Raw genomic sequence first — 16029 nt, 5'->3', positions numbered from 1 at the left:
TGACGCGCTCACGGCGCCGCGTCTACCCCGATAGAGTCCGGGGTAGTTGCAGTTTCGCGTCTTCGCGTCTCTGGAGCGCGCTCCCGGCGGTCAGCCGAGATCGCTGCGCGGATTGTAGGGATTTCGCTCCCGCCACGTCTGCATCAATGCCTCAAGCTCGGCATCGTTCCCGTCGGGAAGGATGATGCGGGTCGTGACATAGAGATCGCCGACAGCGCCCGCCTTCGGCAACCCCTTGCCCTTGAGGCGGAAGGTACGGCCGCTGGAGGTGTTCTTCGGGATCGACAGCTCGACCGCGCTGCCGAGCGTCGGCACGCGGACCTTGCCGCCCAGCACCGCCTCGTAGAGGGTCACCGGCAGGTCGATCCGCAGATCGTTGCCGTCGACCTTGAAGAAAGGATGCGGCGTGATCGAGATCGTGATCAGGAGATCGCCGGGCGGGTGGCCTTGCGCGGTGTCGCCCTGCCCCTTCAGCCGGATCTGCTGGCCTGCGGTGACGCCGGGCGGAATCTTGACGTTGAGCTCACGGCCGGTCGGCAGGCGGACGCGCTTGTCGCCGCCCCTGACCGATTCCTCCAGCGACACTGTCATCGCGACCGACAGATCGAGGTCGACGCCGACCCCGCCGCCGTCAAATTCGAACGGGCTGGCCCGCCCCGTGCGGCCACCAGCGCCACCACGCGCGGCGTTGCCGAACATGCTGTTGAGGATGTCCTCGAAGCTGCCGCCGCCCATGCCCCCGCCGGGGCCGCCGCGGAAGCTGTACTCGAAGCCGCCGCCCGGACCGGCACGGCCGCCGGCGCCACCGCCGGGGAAACCCTGGAAGCGCGGCTTGCCCTCGGCATCGATCTCGCCGCGGTCGAACTGCTTGCGCTTGTCCTCGTCGCCGATGATCTCGTTGGCCGTGTTGATCTCCGCAAAGCGGGCCGCCGCCTTCGGGTCGTTCTTGTTGTTGTCAGGGTGATGCTTCTTGGCGAGCTTGCGATAAGCGCTCTTGATCGTCGCAGCGCTGGCGCTCCGCTGCACCCCCAAGACCTCATAGGGGTCGCGCATCCGTCACGTCTCCTTCACGGGAAAATCAGTCCTGGCCGGGAACCCATCCGGGCCCACTTTACCTTCATGTGGGGGCTCAGTGGCATTTTTGCAACTAGGCCAGTACCGGCTTCTGCCGGAACTCTCAGGACTTTCTCCAAGGCTTCAAACTATGGATTTCCCACCGTCCCTGTCCAGCCTTGCAGGCGGCTCCCTGCAGCCAGCTCTCGGTGGCTCCATTGACATAGCTGGCGAGGAAATCCCGGCATGTCCTGCCGTCCTCGCCCGAATAGGCCTGGGCGAGCGGCGTCACCGAGCCGCGCGCGCCGGTCTCGGGATTTTCCCAGGGCTGGCTGGAATCCTTGTCGCCCTTGGTCAGCACGTCGGAGGCCGCGTTGCGGGCAAAGGCGAGATCGCTGTCGGTCGGCATCACGGCACTGACCTGGGTCGAATTGACTTGGGTCGGGCTGATCGAACCGGTCACATCCTTGTCGTCCATCTTGGCGAAGGCATCGGTGCGCGACAGGCTGCAGCCGCTGGCGCCGACGCCGATCAGGATCAATGTCACCACCGCGCCCGCGGGGTGGATCGCCGATAGGCCAACGCGCCCCCATGCCCTATATAGGGCTAGTAACGCGCTCTCGGACGCGGGCGAACGCAAATCGGGACTCCTGACATGACCGACACGACCTCCATCAAACACCCGACACCGTTAACATCGGGTGATTTCACCGCGGCGGAGGAGCCGTTCGCCCTGTTCGCTGAATGGTTTGCGGAAGCGGTCAAGTCCGAGCCGAACGATCCGAACGCGATGGCGCTCGCGACCGTCGATGCCGACGGGCTGCCCGACGTGCGGATGGTGCTGATGAAGGGCTTCGATGCCGACGGCTTCGTGTTCTACAGCCACATTGCGAGCGCCAAGGGCCGCGAATTGGCCGCAAATCCTAAGGCCGCTTTACTGTTTCACTGGAAATCGCTGCGCCGCCAGGTGCGCATCCGCGGGCCGGTGACGCAGGTCGCCGATGCCGAGGCCGACGCCTATTTCGCCACGCGGCCGAAGCAGGCGCAGATCGGCGCCTGGGCCAGCAAGCAATCGCAGCCGCTCGAGAGCCGCTTCGCCTTCGAGCAGGCGATCGCCAAGGTCGGCGCGAAGTATGTCATCGGCGAGGTGCCGCGGCCGCCGGGCTGGAGCGGCTGGCGGATCACGCCGCAGCGCTTCGAGTTCTGGCACGACCGCCCGTTCCGCCTGCACGACCGCATCGAATTCCGCCGCGATGACGAAGGTCGCGCATGGTCGAAGCTGCGGCTCTATCCCTGAAAACCCGCGACTGTCATGGAAGGGCGAAAGCGCGAAGCGCGTCTTCGTGTAAGATGACCCGGCCATCGACGTCCTGATCCCTCTTCGTTCGAAGACGTCGATGCCCGGCACGGTGCCGCGCATGGCGAAAACGAAAGAAACCATCGATGACCCGCCCCTCCAATGCACCGCGGCGCACGCTGCTCCTGACCGGCGCGAGCCGCGGCATCGGCCATGCCACCGCGATCCGGTTCTCATCCGCCGGCTGGCGCGTCATCACCCTCTCGCGGCATGCGTTTCCGGAGGTCTGCCCCTGGGGCGCCGGGCCGGAAGATCACATCGAGGTCGACCTCGGCAGCCATGACGACACCGTGCGCGCGATCTCGGAGATCCGGCAGCGGCTGGACAATGATGAGTTGCATGCGCTGGTCAACAATGCCGCGATCTCGCCGAAGGCCGTGGGCGGCGGCCGGCTCGGCACCATGGACACCGACATCGAGACCTGGACCCATGTTTTCCACGTCAACTTCTTCGCGCCGATCATGATCGCGCGCGGGCTGATCGAGGAATTGAAGCATGCCAAGGGCGCGGTGGTGAACGTCACCTCGATCGCCGGCTCGCGCGTGCATCCGTTTGCCGGCGCGGCCTACGCGACGTCGAAGGCGGCGCTCGCGGCACTGACGCGCGAGATGGCGTCGGACTTCGGCCGCGTCGGCGTTCGCGTCAACGCGATCGCCCCGGGTGAGATCGATACCTCGATCCTGTCGCCCGGCACCGAGAAGATCGTCGATCAGCAAATCCCGATGCATCGCCTCGGCACCCCGGACGAGGTCGCCAAGATCATCTACGTGCTGTGCACGGAAACCAGCTCGTACGTGAACGGCGCCGAGATCCACATCAATGGTGGCCAGCACGTCTGAGCTTTGGCTTGGATGTTCGGGGGAAGAGGTTCGAGGCGATCCCGGCCGCCGCCGCGGCCGTAGTGCAGGGATTGCTTCGATGGCAGGCGTAACGACGCAGACGAGGCTTCTGCCTCCAGAAGGCCTCAGCCTTTAGTCCGCATAGAATCGACGCGACTTCTTCTCAGTCCGCCGCAGCGCGACGTCATTCAGCGCGCTGGAGCAGTCGTCTTCGTCCTCGCCATCAAGCAGCGCAGCGTCACAGTAACGGCAAAGTCTCGGCGAGATCGCCTGCACCTTGCCTGCTGCGCGGTCCTGTTGATAGCGCGCAAAGTCGATGACGTTACGCCGTGGCGTTATGATCTTCTCAACCATTGCTGTCCTCCGGCTTCGAGGCAGGCGTTATCGCAGACAAGTTTCGCCCAAACGTTCAGCGCAACGCTCAAATTTTAGGAGAGGAAATAAGGCAGAAAAGCGCGTCCCAAAACGCGACGTATGGAACTGCTCTACAGCCACTTTTTCCACTTGAAGATCCAGTACGGCACGATCGCTGCCGCGAGCATGCCGACCAGCGCCAACGGATAGCCGTTCACCCATTCGAGTTCCGGCATCACCTTGAAATTCATGCCGTAGATCGAGGCAATCAGCGTCGGTGGCATCAGGACCACCGCCATCACCGAGAACAGCTTGATGATGTTGTTCTGTTCCAGATTGACCACGCCGAGCATGGCGTCGAGCACGAAGGTGATCTTGTTGGAGAGATAGGAGGCGTGATCGGTCAGGGAGGCGACGTCACGCTGCATGGTCTTGAGCTGCTCGCGCATGTCCTTGGACCATTTCACGCCTTCCACGATCGCCGAGAGGAAGGTGACGAGGCGGCCGATCGAGACCAGGCTTTCGCGCACCTTCGAGGTCAGGTCGCCCTTGCGGCCGATCGCGATCAGGATCTGCGAATATTGCTTGGCGTGGCCGTGACGCTCGCTCTCCGGCTCGAAGATGTCGTGGGAGACCTGGTCGATGTCGGCCCCGCAGCGCTCCAGGAGGTCCGCGCAACGGTCGATCACGGCATCCAGCAGTTCCATCAGCACCTGCTCGCCGGTGATGCCGGGGGAGCAGGCGCGGGCCAGCTTGTTCTCGACCAGCGCAAACGGCTTCGGCAGGTCGTAGCGCACCGTCACCAGCCGATGGCTGGTCAGGATGAAGGTGACCGCCGTGGTGCGCGGCATGTCGGTGTCAGACTGGCACATCAGCGTCGCGGTCATGTAGCGGGCGCTGTTCTCGATGTAGAGGCGGCTCGAGATTTCGATCTCCTGCATGTCCTCCCGGGTCGGAACCGCGATCCCCGCGAGCCTCTCGACGGCCCGGTCCTCCTCGACGGTCGGGTTCACCAGATCGACCCAGACCGCGCCCTCCGGCAGCGCGCCGAGGTCGCTGGCGGCGGCCTTCTTCAGCGAAGAATCGGAGGGAACGAACACCGACAGCATCAGGAACTCCACAAAACAGGGCTGGCAGGACCCGCCGACTTAGCGCGATTCTGGCTGGCGCTTCATGACCGGGGCATTTACCGGGCGTCCATATTTGTGGCAGCCGGGTGGCAGTGAAGGAGATCCAACTCGACGACCGTTGCCTGTTTGCACAAAAAATCGACCCACGCCAGAACAGTTGCGGCAAAAAAGCCACAGATCACGTCCCGCGATGCGGGAAAGCCATCTAAAGTCTGGGAAGAATGGCGGCTTTCAGGCAATAATGCCCCTCATGGAATCGTGGCGTTTGGGGCGTAATGTTGGCGCTTTTGAGCGCGGATTTTCGATTGGAATGTAATCATGTCGTCGCTCAAAGTTACCTTCGGGATCCTGGCCGCGGGTCTGATGTTGTCGGGCTGCATGCAGGCCACGACCTACGAGGCAACCAATACTGCTGCCTTCAAGCCGCGTGACAAGGAACTCCTGGCCAAGACCACCTACGTCAAGACGCCGGTGGCTGAACCGTTCCGCCGCGCCATCGTCGAGTATCACCGCAAGGAAGCCCCCGGCTCGATCGTGGTCGATTCCGACAACCATTACCTCTATTACGTGCTGAACGACGGCAAGGCGATCCGCTACGGCATCACCGTCGGCGAAGAAGCCATGGCCTGGTCCGGCATTGCCAAGGTCGGCAGCATGACCGAATGGCCGGCATGGCACCCGACCCCCGGCGAGATCTCGCGCCTCGGCGTTCCGACCTTCGTGGCGCCCGGTCCGGACAATCCGATGGGCTCGCGCGCGATGTATCTCTACTCGGGCGGCAAGGACACGCTGTTCCGCATCCACGGCACCAACCAGCCGGAATATATCGGCTCGTCGATCTCCTCGGGCTGCATCCGCATGACCAACGAGGACGTCATCGACCTCTACAACCGCGTCAAGCTCGGCACCATCGTCGTGGTGCTGGAGCCGAAGCACGGCGACTCGCCCTACAAGCCGCAGATGGCGCTGCAGGGCGGCGGCAACGTCCCCTACTGATCTCAATCACATCGCAACCGCGATCAAAGGCGCCGGCTTTGCCGGCGCTTTTTTGTTGGCGGCGGCTTGGTCTCCGGCGCGCCCTTGGGTGCGGCCGCCGCATCATCTGATTGCGCCGCATCCGGCTCATCGGCCTTGCCGTGGTCGGCCTTGGCGGCGTCCGGCCTGGATGCCTCCGATTTGGCGGCGACCTCGCGCGGCGGCGCCTCTTCGGGGCGCTCGGCCGGCAGCAGCGGCGCGACCTGGGGCAGCGGGTCGTACACGTTCCACTGGCAGATCCGGAAGTTGTTGCGGCGCTCGGCGAGGTCGAGATGGATGTGGTCCTCGTGGTACCAGTCCGAGCCCGGACCGAGCACCGTGGAGAAGCGGGCGCAGACCGAATGCAGCACGGTCTCGCGCAGATCACGCGGCACGCTGCGGTCGGTCAGCGAGATCGACTTGCCGTTGGCAAGACCGAACGCGCGCACGTCGAGCGCATTGGCGCGGCCATGCTCGGAGAGCTGCGCGCCGACAACACGGTTGCGGCCGCGGCACTCGAACGAGTCGAAATTGTCGAGATTGCTGATCCCGCCCCCGACGCGCAGCGCCAGCGGCGCGATGTCGGTGCGGACCCAGTCGGCGACCGCACTTGCCATCTTGCAGCGGAGGATCGCCGCCGGCTTGACCGCGACCTTGCGCTTGTCCGGCAGCACGATGGCCTCGAGCCGCACCAGATCCTCGCCGCCGCAGCCGCCGGCGCCGTGGATATCCGGAATGCTCGGCGCGATCGCGATCTCCTCGGTGAGCGCCTGCCGGCAGGCCGAAAGCCGCGGCTTGGGAGGCTCGGCCGGGTTGGCTGCTTCGGCAGGTTTCGCCGCCTCGCTGGGCTTGGCAGCCTCGGCAGGCGCGGCCGGAGGCTGCGTCTCGGCCGCCGGCGGCTCGGGCTCGGCTGCAGCAGGCGCGTCAGCAGGGCGTGGCTTCGGCAGCGGCACCGCGGAACGGCGGACCGCCTTGTGCGACCGTTGCAGCCGGGTGCCGAACAGATCGTCCCACGGAAAGGTGGGCGCGCCGCGGGCAGCCTGCGCGGGCCCCGCTTGCATACCAAGGGAAAGCAAAAGGCAAAGCAGCGCAGCGACGGCGGTAACCATTGCCGCACCCCCGCGGCGAAACGCGCCATCAGGCCATTTTCGGCTTGCTTTCTCCGCGCTACAGTTCATGTCAGTTCCATGATTTTACTGCCGGCCGTCCAAGATGCAGGCAGATCATGCGTGAGGATCGAGGAGGGATTTGCGTATGCTTGGTTTGATGCAAGATTGGCCCTTGCTGTGCCACAAGATTATTGAGCACGCCGCCAAATATCACGGCACGCAGGAAGTCGTGACTCGGTCGGTCGAAGGCCCGATTCATCGCACCACCTACGCCCAGATCCATGCCCGCGCGCTGAAGGTCTCGCAGAGCCTCGAGCGCGATGGCATCAAGCTCGGCGACCGTGTCGCCACCATCGCCTGGAACACCTGGCGCCACCTGGAAGTCTGGTACGGCATCATGGGGATCGGCGCGATCTGCCATACGGTCAATCCACGCCTGTTCCCGGAACAGATCGCCTGGATCGTCAACCACGCCCAGGACCGCATCGTCATCACCGACCTCACCTTCGTTCCGGTGCTGGAGAAGATCGCGAGCCAGTTGCCGAGCGTCGAGCGCTACGTGGTGCTGACCGACAAGGCGCACATGCCGCAGACCACGCTGAAGAACGCGGTCGCCTATGAGGACTGGATCGCGGCATCCGACGGCAAGTTCGAGTGGAAGACCTTCGACGAGAACACCGCAGCTGCGATGTGCTACACCTCCGGCACGACGGGCGATCCCAAGGGTGTCCTGTATTCGCACCGGTCCAACGTGTTGCACGCGCTGATGGCCAATTCGAAGGACGCGCTCGGCACCTCCGCCTCGGACACAATGCTTCCGGTGGTGCCCTTGTTCCATGCCAACAGCTGGGGCATCGCCTTCTCCGCCCCGTCGATGGGCACCAAGCTGGTGATGCCGGGCCCGAAGCTCGACGGCGCCTCCGTCTACGAGCTGCTGTCGACCGAGAAGGTCACCCACACCGCCGGCGTGCCGACGGTGTGGCTGATGCTGCTGCAATACATGGCCGCCAACAATCTCAAGCTGCCTGACCTGCAGATGGTGATCTGCGGCGGCTCGGCGATGCCGCGCTCGATGATCAAGGCGTTCCTCGACATGGGCAGCCAGGTGCGCCACGCCTGGGGCATGACCGAGATGAGTCCGCTCGGCACGCTGGCGACGCTGAAGCCGCCGTTCACCGATCGCAGCGGCGAGGAGCGGCTCGACATCCTGCAGACCCAAGGTTATCCGCCGTTCGGCGTCGAGATGAAGATCACCGACGATGCCGGCAAGGAGCTGCCGTGGGACGGCAAGACCTTCGGCCGCCTCAAGGTCTCGGGTCCCGCGATCGCCAAGGCCTATTTCCGGGTCGATGCCAGCATCCTCGATGATGCCGGCTTCTTCGACACCGGCGACGTCTCGACGATGGACGAGCACGGCTACATGCGGATCACCGACCGCTCCAAGGACGTGATCAAGTCCGGCGGCGAATGGATCTCCTCGATCGATCTGGAAAACCTCGCGGTCGGCCATCCGGCGGTCGCGGAAGCCGCCGTGATCGGCGTCCATCATCCCAAATGGGATGAGCGGCCGCTGCTGATCGTGCAGCTCAAGCAGGGCCAGAGCGCCACGCGCGAGGACATCCTGAAGTTCATGGACGGCAAGATCGCCAAATGGTGGATGCCCGACGACGTCGCTTTCGTCGACGGCATTCCCCACACCGCGACCGGCAAGATCCTGAAGACGGCGCTGCGCGACCAGTTCAAGGACTACACCTTCCCGACCGCCGCGGCGTAGGCGAGCTATCATCCTCCCCTGGAGGGGGAGGATCGGTTCGCATGAAGCGCAGCGGAATGCGAACCGAGGTGGGGTGACAGTCCCTCCGTTGGGACAGGTGCCCGTGCTGAGATCACCCCACCCCGCCGCTCATTTCATTCGCGTCGACCTTCCCCCTCCAGGGGGGGGTGAATAGCACCACCCAAATCCCTTGAATTCGCCGCAGGTCCGTGGTCTCACACGGTCATTGGCGGCGGCTGAGGTCGCCGGGGACATCAACCGGCAGATTTTTCGACGATGGCGCGCAGGTTTTCCGCTCCCTACCAGCAGGAGCCCGTGTCCGGTCTCGCCACCTGGTCGCGCAACCTCGCCATCTTTTCCGTCGTCGCGGTGGTGGTCTCGATCCTGATCGTCCGGTTCGGGTTCCTGGAGGTCAAACCGGCGCTGGCGACCTTCTTCGGCGCGCTGGGCCTCGCCGGCCTGTCGATCCTGCTCGGCCTCGCCGCCTTCGCCGCGATCTGGCAGAACGGCACCCGCGGCATGGGCCGGATCCTGCTCGCGTTCCTGATCGACGCCGCGATCCTCGCCTACCCGGCCTACCTGACCTATCAGTATCGCAAGCTGCCGCGGATCTACGACGTCACCACCGACGCGATCGACCCGCCGAAGTTCGAGGCGCTGGCACGGCTGCGCACCGGCGAAGGCACCAATCCCGCTGCCTATGCCGGCCTCTATTCGGCCGAGAAGCAGCGCGCGGCCTATCCCGATATCGAGACCGTCGAACTGGAAACCCCGGTCGACCGTGCCTATGAGATGACGCTGCGGCTGGTGAACCGGCGCAAATGGCTGGTCATCGACGCCCGCGCGCCGCAGCCGCCGCGCCGCATCGGTCGCATCGAGGCGGTGGCGCGCACGCCGATCATGGGCTTCCGCGAGGACGTCTCGATCCGGGTCACGCCCGACGACGAGGATTCGCGCGTCGATATCCGCTCCGCGTCGCGCTATTTCGACACCGATCTCGGCAGCAACGCCGCACGGGTCAAGAAGCTGATCGAGGATCTCAACACCGCCGCCGAAAACGACAATTCCAAGCCGGCGAAGAAAGCGGCCCCGGTCGCGCCGAAGGCGCCGCCGGCGAAGTCGGTGAAGAAATAGCACCATTGTCGTCATTCCCCGGTGCGCAATTGCGCACCTGAGGGCGCGCGTCAGCGCGAGCCCGGAATCCATTGGGCCGCAAGCTCCATCGTGAAATGGATTCCGGGCTCTCGCTTCGCGAGCCCCGGAATGACGAATGGATGGCGTCCTTACACCATGCGGTAAGTGCCGCCGATCACCGGATCGCCATCGGTCGCCACGACACCGCGCGCGACCAGGTCTTCCAGATGCGCCAGCACGGAATAACCGGCCGCGTTGGCGAGGCGCGGATCGAGCCCGATATAGATCGCCCGCACCATGGTCGGGATGTCCGCCTCGCCCTTGCCGAGGCGGTGCAGGATCGACGCCTCGCGCGCCCGGCGATGCCGCGCCAGGAAGCGGACGAAGCGCGGGCCTTCCGGAATCTCCGGGCCATGGCCTGAGAAATAGAGCTGCTCGGGGCGCTGCTCCAGCCGCTCCAGCGAGGCCATGTAGTCGATCATCGAACCGTCGGGCGGCGCCACGATCGAGGTCGACCAACCCATCACATGGTCGCCGACGAAATTGATGCTGCGCTCGGCCCACGCGAACGCCAGGTGATTGGCGGTGTGACCGGGGGTGGCGACCGCCTCCAGCGCGAAGCCTGCGCCCTCGATGACGTCGCCGTGCTTGACCTCGACGTCGGGCCGGAAATCGCGGTCGGCGCCGGATTCCGGATTGTGCTTCTCGCTCTCGAAGCGCGGCCGCGAGGCGCGGTGCGGCCCCTCGGCATAGACAGGCGCGCCGGTCGCGGCCTTGATCCGCGGCGTGTTCGGCGAATGGTCGCGATGGGTATGAGTGACCAGGATGTGGGTCACGGTCTCGCCCTTGACCGCGTCGAGCAGCGCTTGCGCATGCGCCTCGTCGTCGGGGCCGGGATCGATGATCGCGACCTTGCCCTCGCCCACGATGTAGCTGACCGTGCCGGTGAAGGTGAACGGACTCGGATTGTTGCAGAGCACGCGGCGGACGCCGGGGCGGACCTGCTCGACCACGCCGGGCTTCAGCGGAAAGTCGCGGTTGAACGGGATGTCGTCGTTGTCGGCCATGGGATTTTCTCTGCACCGTCATTCCGGGATGGCCCACAGGGCCAGGCCCGGAATCTCGATATGGGGGAAAAGAACGCGGCGCGAGATTCCGGGTTCGCGCCGTTGGCGCGCCCCGGAATGACGAGCAAGCGCCTTACGAGAACGCCTGGATGCCGGTGATGGCGCGGCCGAGGATCAACGCGTGGACGTCGTGCGTGCCCTCATAGGTGTTGACAGTCTCGAGGTTCGCGGCATGACGCATCACATGATACTCGATCTGGATGCCGTTGCCGCCGTGCATGTCGCGCGCCATGCGGGCGATGTCGAGCGACTTGCCGCAATTGTTGCGCTTGACGATCGAGATCATCTCGGGCGCCATCTTGCCCTCGTCCATCAGACGGCCAACGCGCAAGCTCGCCTGCAGGCCGAGTGCGATCTCGGTCTCCATGTCGGCGAGCTTCTTTTGCACCAGCTGGGTGGCGGCGAGCGGCCGGTTGAACTGCTTGCGGTCGAGCGTGTACTGGCGGGCGCGGTGCATGCAGTCCTCGGCGGCGCCGAGCGCCCCCCAGGAGATGCCGTAGCGGGCGCGGTTGAGGCAGCCGAACGGGCCCTTGAGGCCGGAGACGTTCGGCAGCAACGCGCTTTCCGGCACCACGACGTTGTCGAGTACGATCTCGCCGGTGATCGATGCGCGCAAGCTGAGCTTGCCGCCGACCTTCGGCGCCGACAGGCCCTTCATGCCCTTCTCGAGGATGAAGCCGCGGATCTGATTGTCATGCGCTGATGACTTCGCCCACACCACGAACACGTCGGCGATCGGCGCGTTCGAGATCCACATCTTGGCGCCGTTGAGCTTGTAGCCGTCGGCGACCTTCTCGGCGCGGGTCTTCATGCCGCCGGGATCGGAACCGGCATCCGGCTCGGTCAGGCCGAAGCAGCCGACCCATTCTCCGGTCGCGAGCTTGGGCAGATACTTCTTGCGCTGGTCTTCGTCGCCATAGGCGTAGATCGGATACATCACCAGCGACGACTGCACCGAGTTCATCGAGCGATAGCCGGAATCGACGCGCTCGATCTCGCGCGCGACCAGGCCATAGGCCACGTAGCTCGCATTGGCGCAGCCATATTCCTCGGGCAGCGTCACGCCGATCAGGCCGAGCTCGCCCATCTCGTTGAAGATCTCGCGATCGGTCTTCTCTTCCAGATAGGCCTTGGTGACCCGCGGCAGCAGCTTGTCCTGCGCATAGGCCCGCGCAGTGTCGCGGATCAGGCGTTCGTCTTCGGTGAGCTGGTCGTCGAGCAGGAACGGATCATCCCACTGGAAGCTGGCGGCAGCCGGCTTGTCCTTGGCCTGGGGGCGCACGCTCATGAAACATCCTTTCGCATCGTCACTCGGAAATTGGCGGATAAATTAAAGCGCTATGCTGCGAAGCGCAATTGAATTGGGTTGTCGTCATTCCGGGGCACGCGACAGCGTGAACCCGGAATCTCGAGATTCCCCGGGGCGCAACTGCGCCCCTGCGGTCTGGTGCTTGCGCACCATCCCGGAATGACACTGGATATTAGCCGTCGAACTTCTCGTTCGACACGATCTCGATACCGAAACCGGACAAGCCCTTGTAGTCGTGCACCGACGACGTCAGATGCCGGATCGAGGTGATGCCGAGATCGCGCAGGATCTGGGCGCCGACGCCGACTTCGCGCCATTGCTTGTTGCGATCGGCCTCTGCCGTCTTCTGCTCGCTCACCGGCTGGACCGGAACACCGGCGGCACCGTCGCGCAGATATACCAGGACGCCGCGGCCGGCATCCTTGAAGTGCCGCAGCACGGCTTCCATCCGCGCCGGCCCGGTGAAGAGGTCTTTCACGATGTTGGGCTTGTGCAACCGGGTCAGCACGTCCCGGCCATCGCCGATGCCGTTGTAGACGAAGGCGGCATGCATGATCTCGTCGAACGGCGAGCGATAGGCATAGCCCTGCAGGGGGCCGATCGGGCTTTCGGTGGTGAAGGTCGCGACCCGCTCGATCAGCTTCTCGCGCGCCTGGCGATAGGCGATCATATCGGCGATCGTGACATGCTTGAGCTTGTGGGCGGCGGCGAACTTCGCGACCTGCTCGCCCTTCATCACGGTTCCATCGTCGTTCATCAGCTCGCTGATGACGCCGACCGGCGGCAGGCCGGAGAGCCGGCACAGATCGACCGCGGCCTCGGTATGGCCGGAGCGCAAGAGCACGCCGCCGTCGCGCGCGATCAGCGGGAAGATGTGGCCCGGGCGCGCAAAATCATTGGAGCCGGCGTTCGGATTGGCGAGCGCGCGGCAGCAGGAGGCGCGCTCCTCGGCCGAGATGCCGGTGCCGCCGTCGGGCTTGTAGTCGATCGAGACGGTGAAGGCCGTGGTGTGGTTGGATTCGTTGTGCGCCACCATCGGGTCGAGCCGCAGCCGGCGGGCATCCTCGGTGGTGATCGGCGCGCAGACGATGCCGGAGGTATGGCGGATGATGAAGGCCATCTTCTCCGCCGTGCAGAACGACGCCGCGACGATCAAATCGCCCTCGCCTTCCCGATCGTCATCGTCGGTGACGACGACGAGTTCGCCCTTCGCAAAGGCTTGCAGCACTTCCTGGATCGTATCGGCCATTGTCCTGACATCTCGCTTTATGCAGGCAGTGGATTAGCCGGGTTCCGATGTCAGCGCCAGTATCATTATGCAACCCGCCATGCGTCCGGCAGGCATACCAGGCACAGGGACGGCACCCGTTTCCTGTTTGATATCTTGTTTGAACTTGAACCCGCCGGAAAGCGAAGGCGCGCCCGACGGCGCAGTTGCGCAAGTGGCCGCACCCCTTAAGGCAGCACCTCGCGCCGGTCGCTGAGCTGGGCGTCCAGCTCGGCCCGCTTGTCGTCGAGCAGGCCGGCGTCGGCAGCCTCGATCACCGAATAGAGCTCGCCGGCGTCGCTGAGCCGGGTCACCGTCACATAGTCGGCGCCGGCCGCGTAGAGGTCGTCGACGCCGGTCAACAGGTCCGCGGTGGCGACGATCCGCGCGGTCGGATTCAGGGCGCGGACGTGGCGCACCAGCTTCTCATTGTCGGCGCCGACCAGGAGGAAGTCCGGCACGCTCAGGATGATGATCTCGGCCTTGCCGATGCCGGCGTGCACCAGCGTATCGACATTGCTGATGTCGCCATAGATCACGTGCATGCCGCGGTCGGACAGGGTGCGGAACACCAGCGGGTTGAAGTCGATGACGCTGATCTGCTCGAGCAGCGACTGGTTCTGCCGTTCGATCTGACTGATCAGTGCGCTCGCCGCACGGAAAAAGCCGAGGATGACAATGCGCCGGATCTCGCCGTGGCCCCCCTCCTGGCCGGCCTCACCGCGGCCCTCGCCGACGTGGTCGAGATCGCGCAGCCCGATGCGCTTCAAGGGACCGATCAGGCCGCGCACGATCTGGTCGCTGCGGCCTATCGCGAAGGTCGAGAGCACCGCGAGCACCACGAAGGCGAACGAGGCCGCGCTCGCGGTTTCGATCCCGATATGGTTGGCGGCGACGCCGGTCTGGATCACCACCAGCGAGAACTCGGAAATCTGCGCCAGATTGATCGCCGGCAGCAGGCTGGCGCGCAGGCCCTGCTTCATCAGATAGAGCGGCGTGAACGTGGTGACCAGCCGGCTCACCACTGTGAACGCCGCGATGACCAGCGCCAGCCAGATCACCTGTAGCCCCGGGATCGGGATCGTCATGCCGAGCGCGACGAAGAACAGCGTAATGAAGAAATCCCTGAGCGTCGTGACCTTGGCGGTGACGTCGAGCGCGTAGGGAAAGGTCGAGATCGAGACGCCGGCGACCAATGAGCCCATCTCGCGCGACAGGTGCAGCCGTTCGGCGATCTCGCCGATCAGGAAGCACCAGGCGAGCGCGCCGAGCAGCACGAGCTCGGGCCGCCGCGCGATCTGGTGGAACAGCCGTGGCAGCACGTAGCGGCTCAGCACCAGCGCGGTCGCGACCAGCACCGCGACGCGGGCGATCGACAGCAGCACGACGCTAATCTGCAGATTGTCGAGACTCGGCTGCACCGCCAGGAACAGGATCGCAAAGATGTCCTGCAGCACCAGCACACCGAGCGTGATGCGGCCCGGCAGTGTATCCAGCTCGCGCTTCTCGTACAGCACCTTGACGATGATGACGGTCGAGGACAGCGCGCAGGCGACGCAGAGATAGATCGCATCGAACTTGCCGCCGCCGATCGCAAGCCCGATTCCGGCAAAGAACGCCACGCCGATCAGGCAGCCGCCGATCAGCTCGCTGGCGCCGGCGAACAGGATGACCTTGCCGGCGCGGATGATCTTCTTGAGGTCGATTTCCAGGCCGATCATGAACAGCATGAAGATCAGGCCGAGCTCGGAGATGACGCTGATCGATTCCTGGGACTTGACCCAGCCCATGCCGAATGGACCAATGAAAAAGCCGGCGATAAGGTAGGCCAGTATCAGCGGTTGCCGGGAGAAATGGGCGAGCAGCCCAATCCCCCAGGCAAACAGGATACAGAGCGTGATATCGGGAATCAGTTCATGCATGCGTCAAAGACTTCCTGTTGCCGCAACCTAGAGGGCCGGGCGTGAGGATCAACCGAGCAATGTGTCACATCCGCGCAGGTGGCATTTTTCTGGCAGTTCTGCTCTGCCTGCTCACCGGGCGCATGACCGAGGCGCTAGCACAATCCCCGGCAAGTATTGAACAAAATTTTGCGAACTCGCTGACCGCAGTGCCCTCGGAAGCCCTCACCGCAACAGGCGCATTCTACGTGCCGGTGTATTCCAGCGTGTCGATGAGCCAGGGCAAGCTCAGGGCCGATTTCTCGGTGACGCTCAGCGTGCACAACACCTCCGAGACCAGGCCCCTGGTGCTGAAGCGGATCGCCTATTTCGACACATCAGGCAAGATGGTGGAGAGCTACCTCAAATCGCCGATCGCGCTAAAACCGTTTGCGACTGTCGAGGTCGCGATCGCCACGACCGATACCCGCGGCGGCACCGGCGCGAATTTCGTGGTCGATTGGGCGGCCACGGGCGAAATCGCGGAACCGGCGGTCGAGGCGTTGATGGTCGGCAGCGTCGGCGCCGGGCACTATGCCTTCATCAGCCAGGGCCGCCCGATCCGGCTGACCGGCAAGAACTGATTCACGGAAGGCCCTCAGAGGCCTTCTCAACGACAACA

The 16029-nt window shown here is 64.7% G+C and carries 15 protein-coding genes; 6 read left to right on the top strand and 9 right to left on the bottom strand.

What is annotated here, in order from left to right; all coding sequences use genetic code 11:
* Window positions 1–90 precede the first annotated feature (90 nt).
* Window positions 91–1053 (bottom strand): J domain-containing protein, encoded by a 963-nt coding sequence (locus QDT69_RS22190; RefSeq protein ID WP_279708601.1) that lies wholly within the window; start codon window positions 1051–1053, stop codon window positions 91–93.
* A 124-nt stretch (window positions 1054–1177) separates the two neighbouring features.
* A complete protein-coding gene (locus QDT69_RS22185) occupies window positions 1178–1603 on the bottom strand; it encodes an RT0821/Lpp0805 family surface protein (protein ID WP_279708600.1) in 426 nt (141 codons plus the stop codon).
* Window positions 1604–1708: 105 nt separating this feature from the next.
* On the opposite strand from QDT69_RS22185, the gene pdxH reads away from it, so the two are divergent.
* Both pdxH and QDT69_RS22175 read left to right on the top strand, forming a co-directional pair.
* On the top strand, window positions 1709–2350 hold the full coding sequence (pdxH, locus tag QDT69_RS22180; protein ID WP_279708599.1) for a pyridoxamine 5'-phosphate oxidase: 642 nt from the start codon (window positions 1709–1711) through the stop codon (window positions 2348–2350).
* Between the two features lie 146 nt (window positions 2351–2496).
* Window positions 2497–3249 (top strand): SDR family oxidoreductase, encoded by a 753-nt coding sequence (locus tag QDT69_RS22175; RefSeq protein ID WP_050423074.1) that lies wholly within the window; start codon window positions 2497–2499, stop codon window positions 3247–3249.
* Window positions 3250–3381: 132 nt separating this feature from the next.
* On the opposite strand, the gene QDT69_RS22170 is transcribed toward QDT69_RS22175, so the two are convergent.
* Together QDT69_RS22170 and QDT69_RS22165 are read right to left on the bottom strand one after the other, a co-directional pair.
* On the bottom strand, window positions 3382–3603 hold the full coding sequence (locus QDT69_RS22170) for a hypothetical protein (RefSeq protein WP_050423076.1): 222 nt from the start codon (window positions 3601–3603) through the stop codon (window positions 3382–3384).
* 131 nt (window positions 3604–3734) lie between these two features.
* Entirely contained in the window at window positions 3735–4712 is a 978-nt protein-coding gene (locus tag QDT69_RS22165; protein WP_279708598.1) for a magnesium transporter CorA family protein, read from the bottom strand.
* A gap of 339 nt (window positions 4713–5051) precedes the next feature.
* On the opposite strand from QDT69_RS22165, the gene QDT69_RS22160 reads away from it, so the two are divergent.
* Complete coding sequence (locus QDT69_RS22160; RefSeq protein ID WP_279708597.1) at window positions 5052–5729, top strand: L,D-transpeptidase; 678 nt, start codon at window positions 5052–5054, stop codon at window positions 5727–5729.
* 23 nt (window positions 5730–5752) lie between these two features.
* Here the strand turns inward: QDT69_RS22160 and QDT69_RS22155 are convergent, their stop codons facing one another.
* The gene (locus QDT69_RS22155) at window positions 5753–6856 is read right to left on the bottom strand and encodes an extensin family protein (protein ID WP_279708596.1); all 1104 of its coding nucleotides are present in this window, start codon (window positions 6854–6856) and stop codon (window positions 5753–5755) included.
* A gap of 145 nt (window positions 6857–7001) precedes the next feature.
* On the opposite strand from QDT69_RS22155, the gene QDT69_RS22150 reads away from it, so the two are divergent.
* Together QDT69_RS22150 and QDT69_RS22145 are read left to right on the top strand one after the other, a co-directional pair.
* Window positions 7002–8630: a fatty-acid--CoA ligase gene (locus QDT69_RS22150; protein ID WP_279708595.1), complete on the top strand. Its 1629-nt coding sequence runs from the start codon at window positions 7002–7004 to the stop codon at window positions 8628–8630.
* A 276-nt stretch (window positions 8631–8906) separates the two neighbouring features.
* On the top strand, window positions 8907–9764 hold the full coding sequence (locus QDT69_RS22145; protein WP_279708594.1) for a DUF1499 domain-containing protein: 858 nt from the start codon (window positions 8907–8909) through the stop codon (window positions 9762–9764).
* Window positions 9765–9913: 149 nt separating this feature from the next.
* Here QDT69_RS22145 and QDT69_RS22140 read toward each other — a convergent pair whose 3' ends face one another.
* The 4 genes from QDT69_RS22140 to QDT69_RS22125 form a co-directional block, all read right to left on the bottom strand.
* Window positions 9914–10831, bottom strand: coding sequence for an MBL fold metallo-hydrolase (locus tag QDT69_RS22140; protein WP_279708593.1), 918 nt, complete (start codon window positions 10829–10831; stop codon window positions 9914–9916).
* A 133-nt stretch (window positions 10832–10964) separates the two neighbouring features.
* The gene (locus QDT69_RS22135) at window positions 10965–12179 is read right to left on the bottom strand and encodes an acyl-CoA dehydrogenase (protein WP_279708592.1); all 1215 of its coding nucleotides are present in this window, start codon (window positions 12177–12179) and stop codon (window positions 10965–10967) included.
* 193 nt (window positions 12180–12372) lie between these two features.
* Window positions 12373–13449 (bottom strand): 3,4-dihydroxy-2-butanone-4-phosphate synthase, encoded by a 1077-nt coding sequence (gene ribB / locus QDT69_RS22130; protein WP_050423082.1) that lies wholly within the window; start codon window positions 13447–13449, stop codon window positions 12373–12375.
* Window positions 13450–13655: 206 nt separating this feature from the next.
* Entirely contained in the window at window positions 13656–15389 is a 1734-nt protein-coding gene (locus tag QDT69_RS22125; protein WP_279708591.1) for a cation:proton antiporter, read from the bottom strand.
* A 122-nt stretch (window positions 15390–15511) separates the two neighbouring features.
* Between QDT69_RS22125 and QDT69_RS22120 the strand changes: the two genes are divergently transcribed.
* Window positions 15512–15991, top strand: a complete 480-nt coding sequence (locus QDT69_RS22120; protein WP_279708780.1) for a DUF3124 domain-containing protein — start codon at window positions 15512–15514, stop codon at window positions 15989–15991.
* The last annotated feature ends 38 nt before the right edge of the window (window positions 15992–16029 follow it).

The sequence above is a fragment of the Bradyrhizobium sp. CER78 genome, assembly GCF_029846235.1.
Lineage (GTDB): Bacteria > Pseudomonadota > Alphaproteobacteria > Rhizobiales > Xanthobacteraceae > Bradyrhizobium.
Note: the sequence above shows the minus strand (reverse complement) of the source record. Positions and strands in the feature narration are given on the sequence as shown.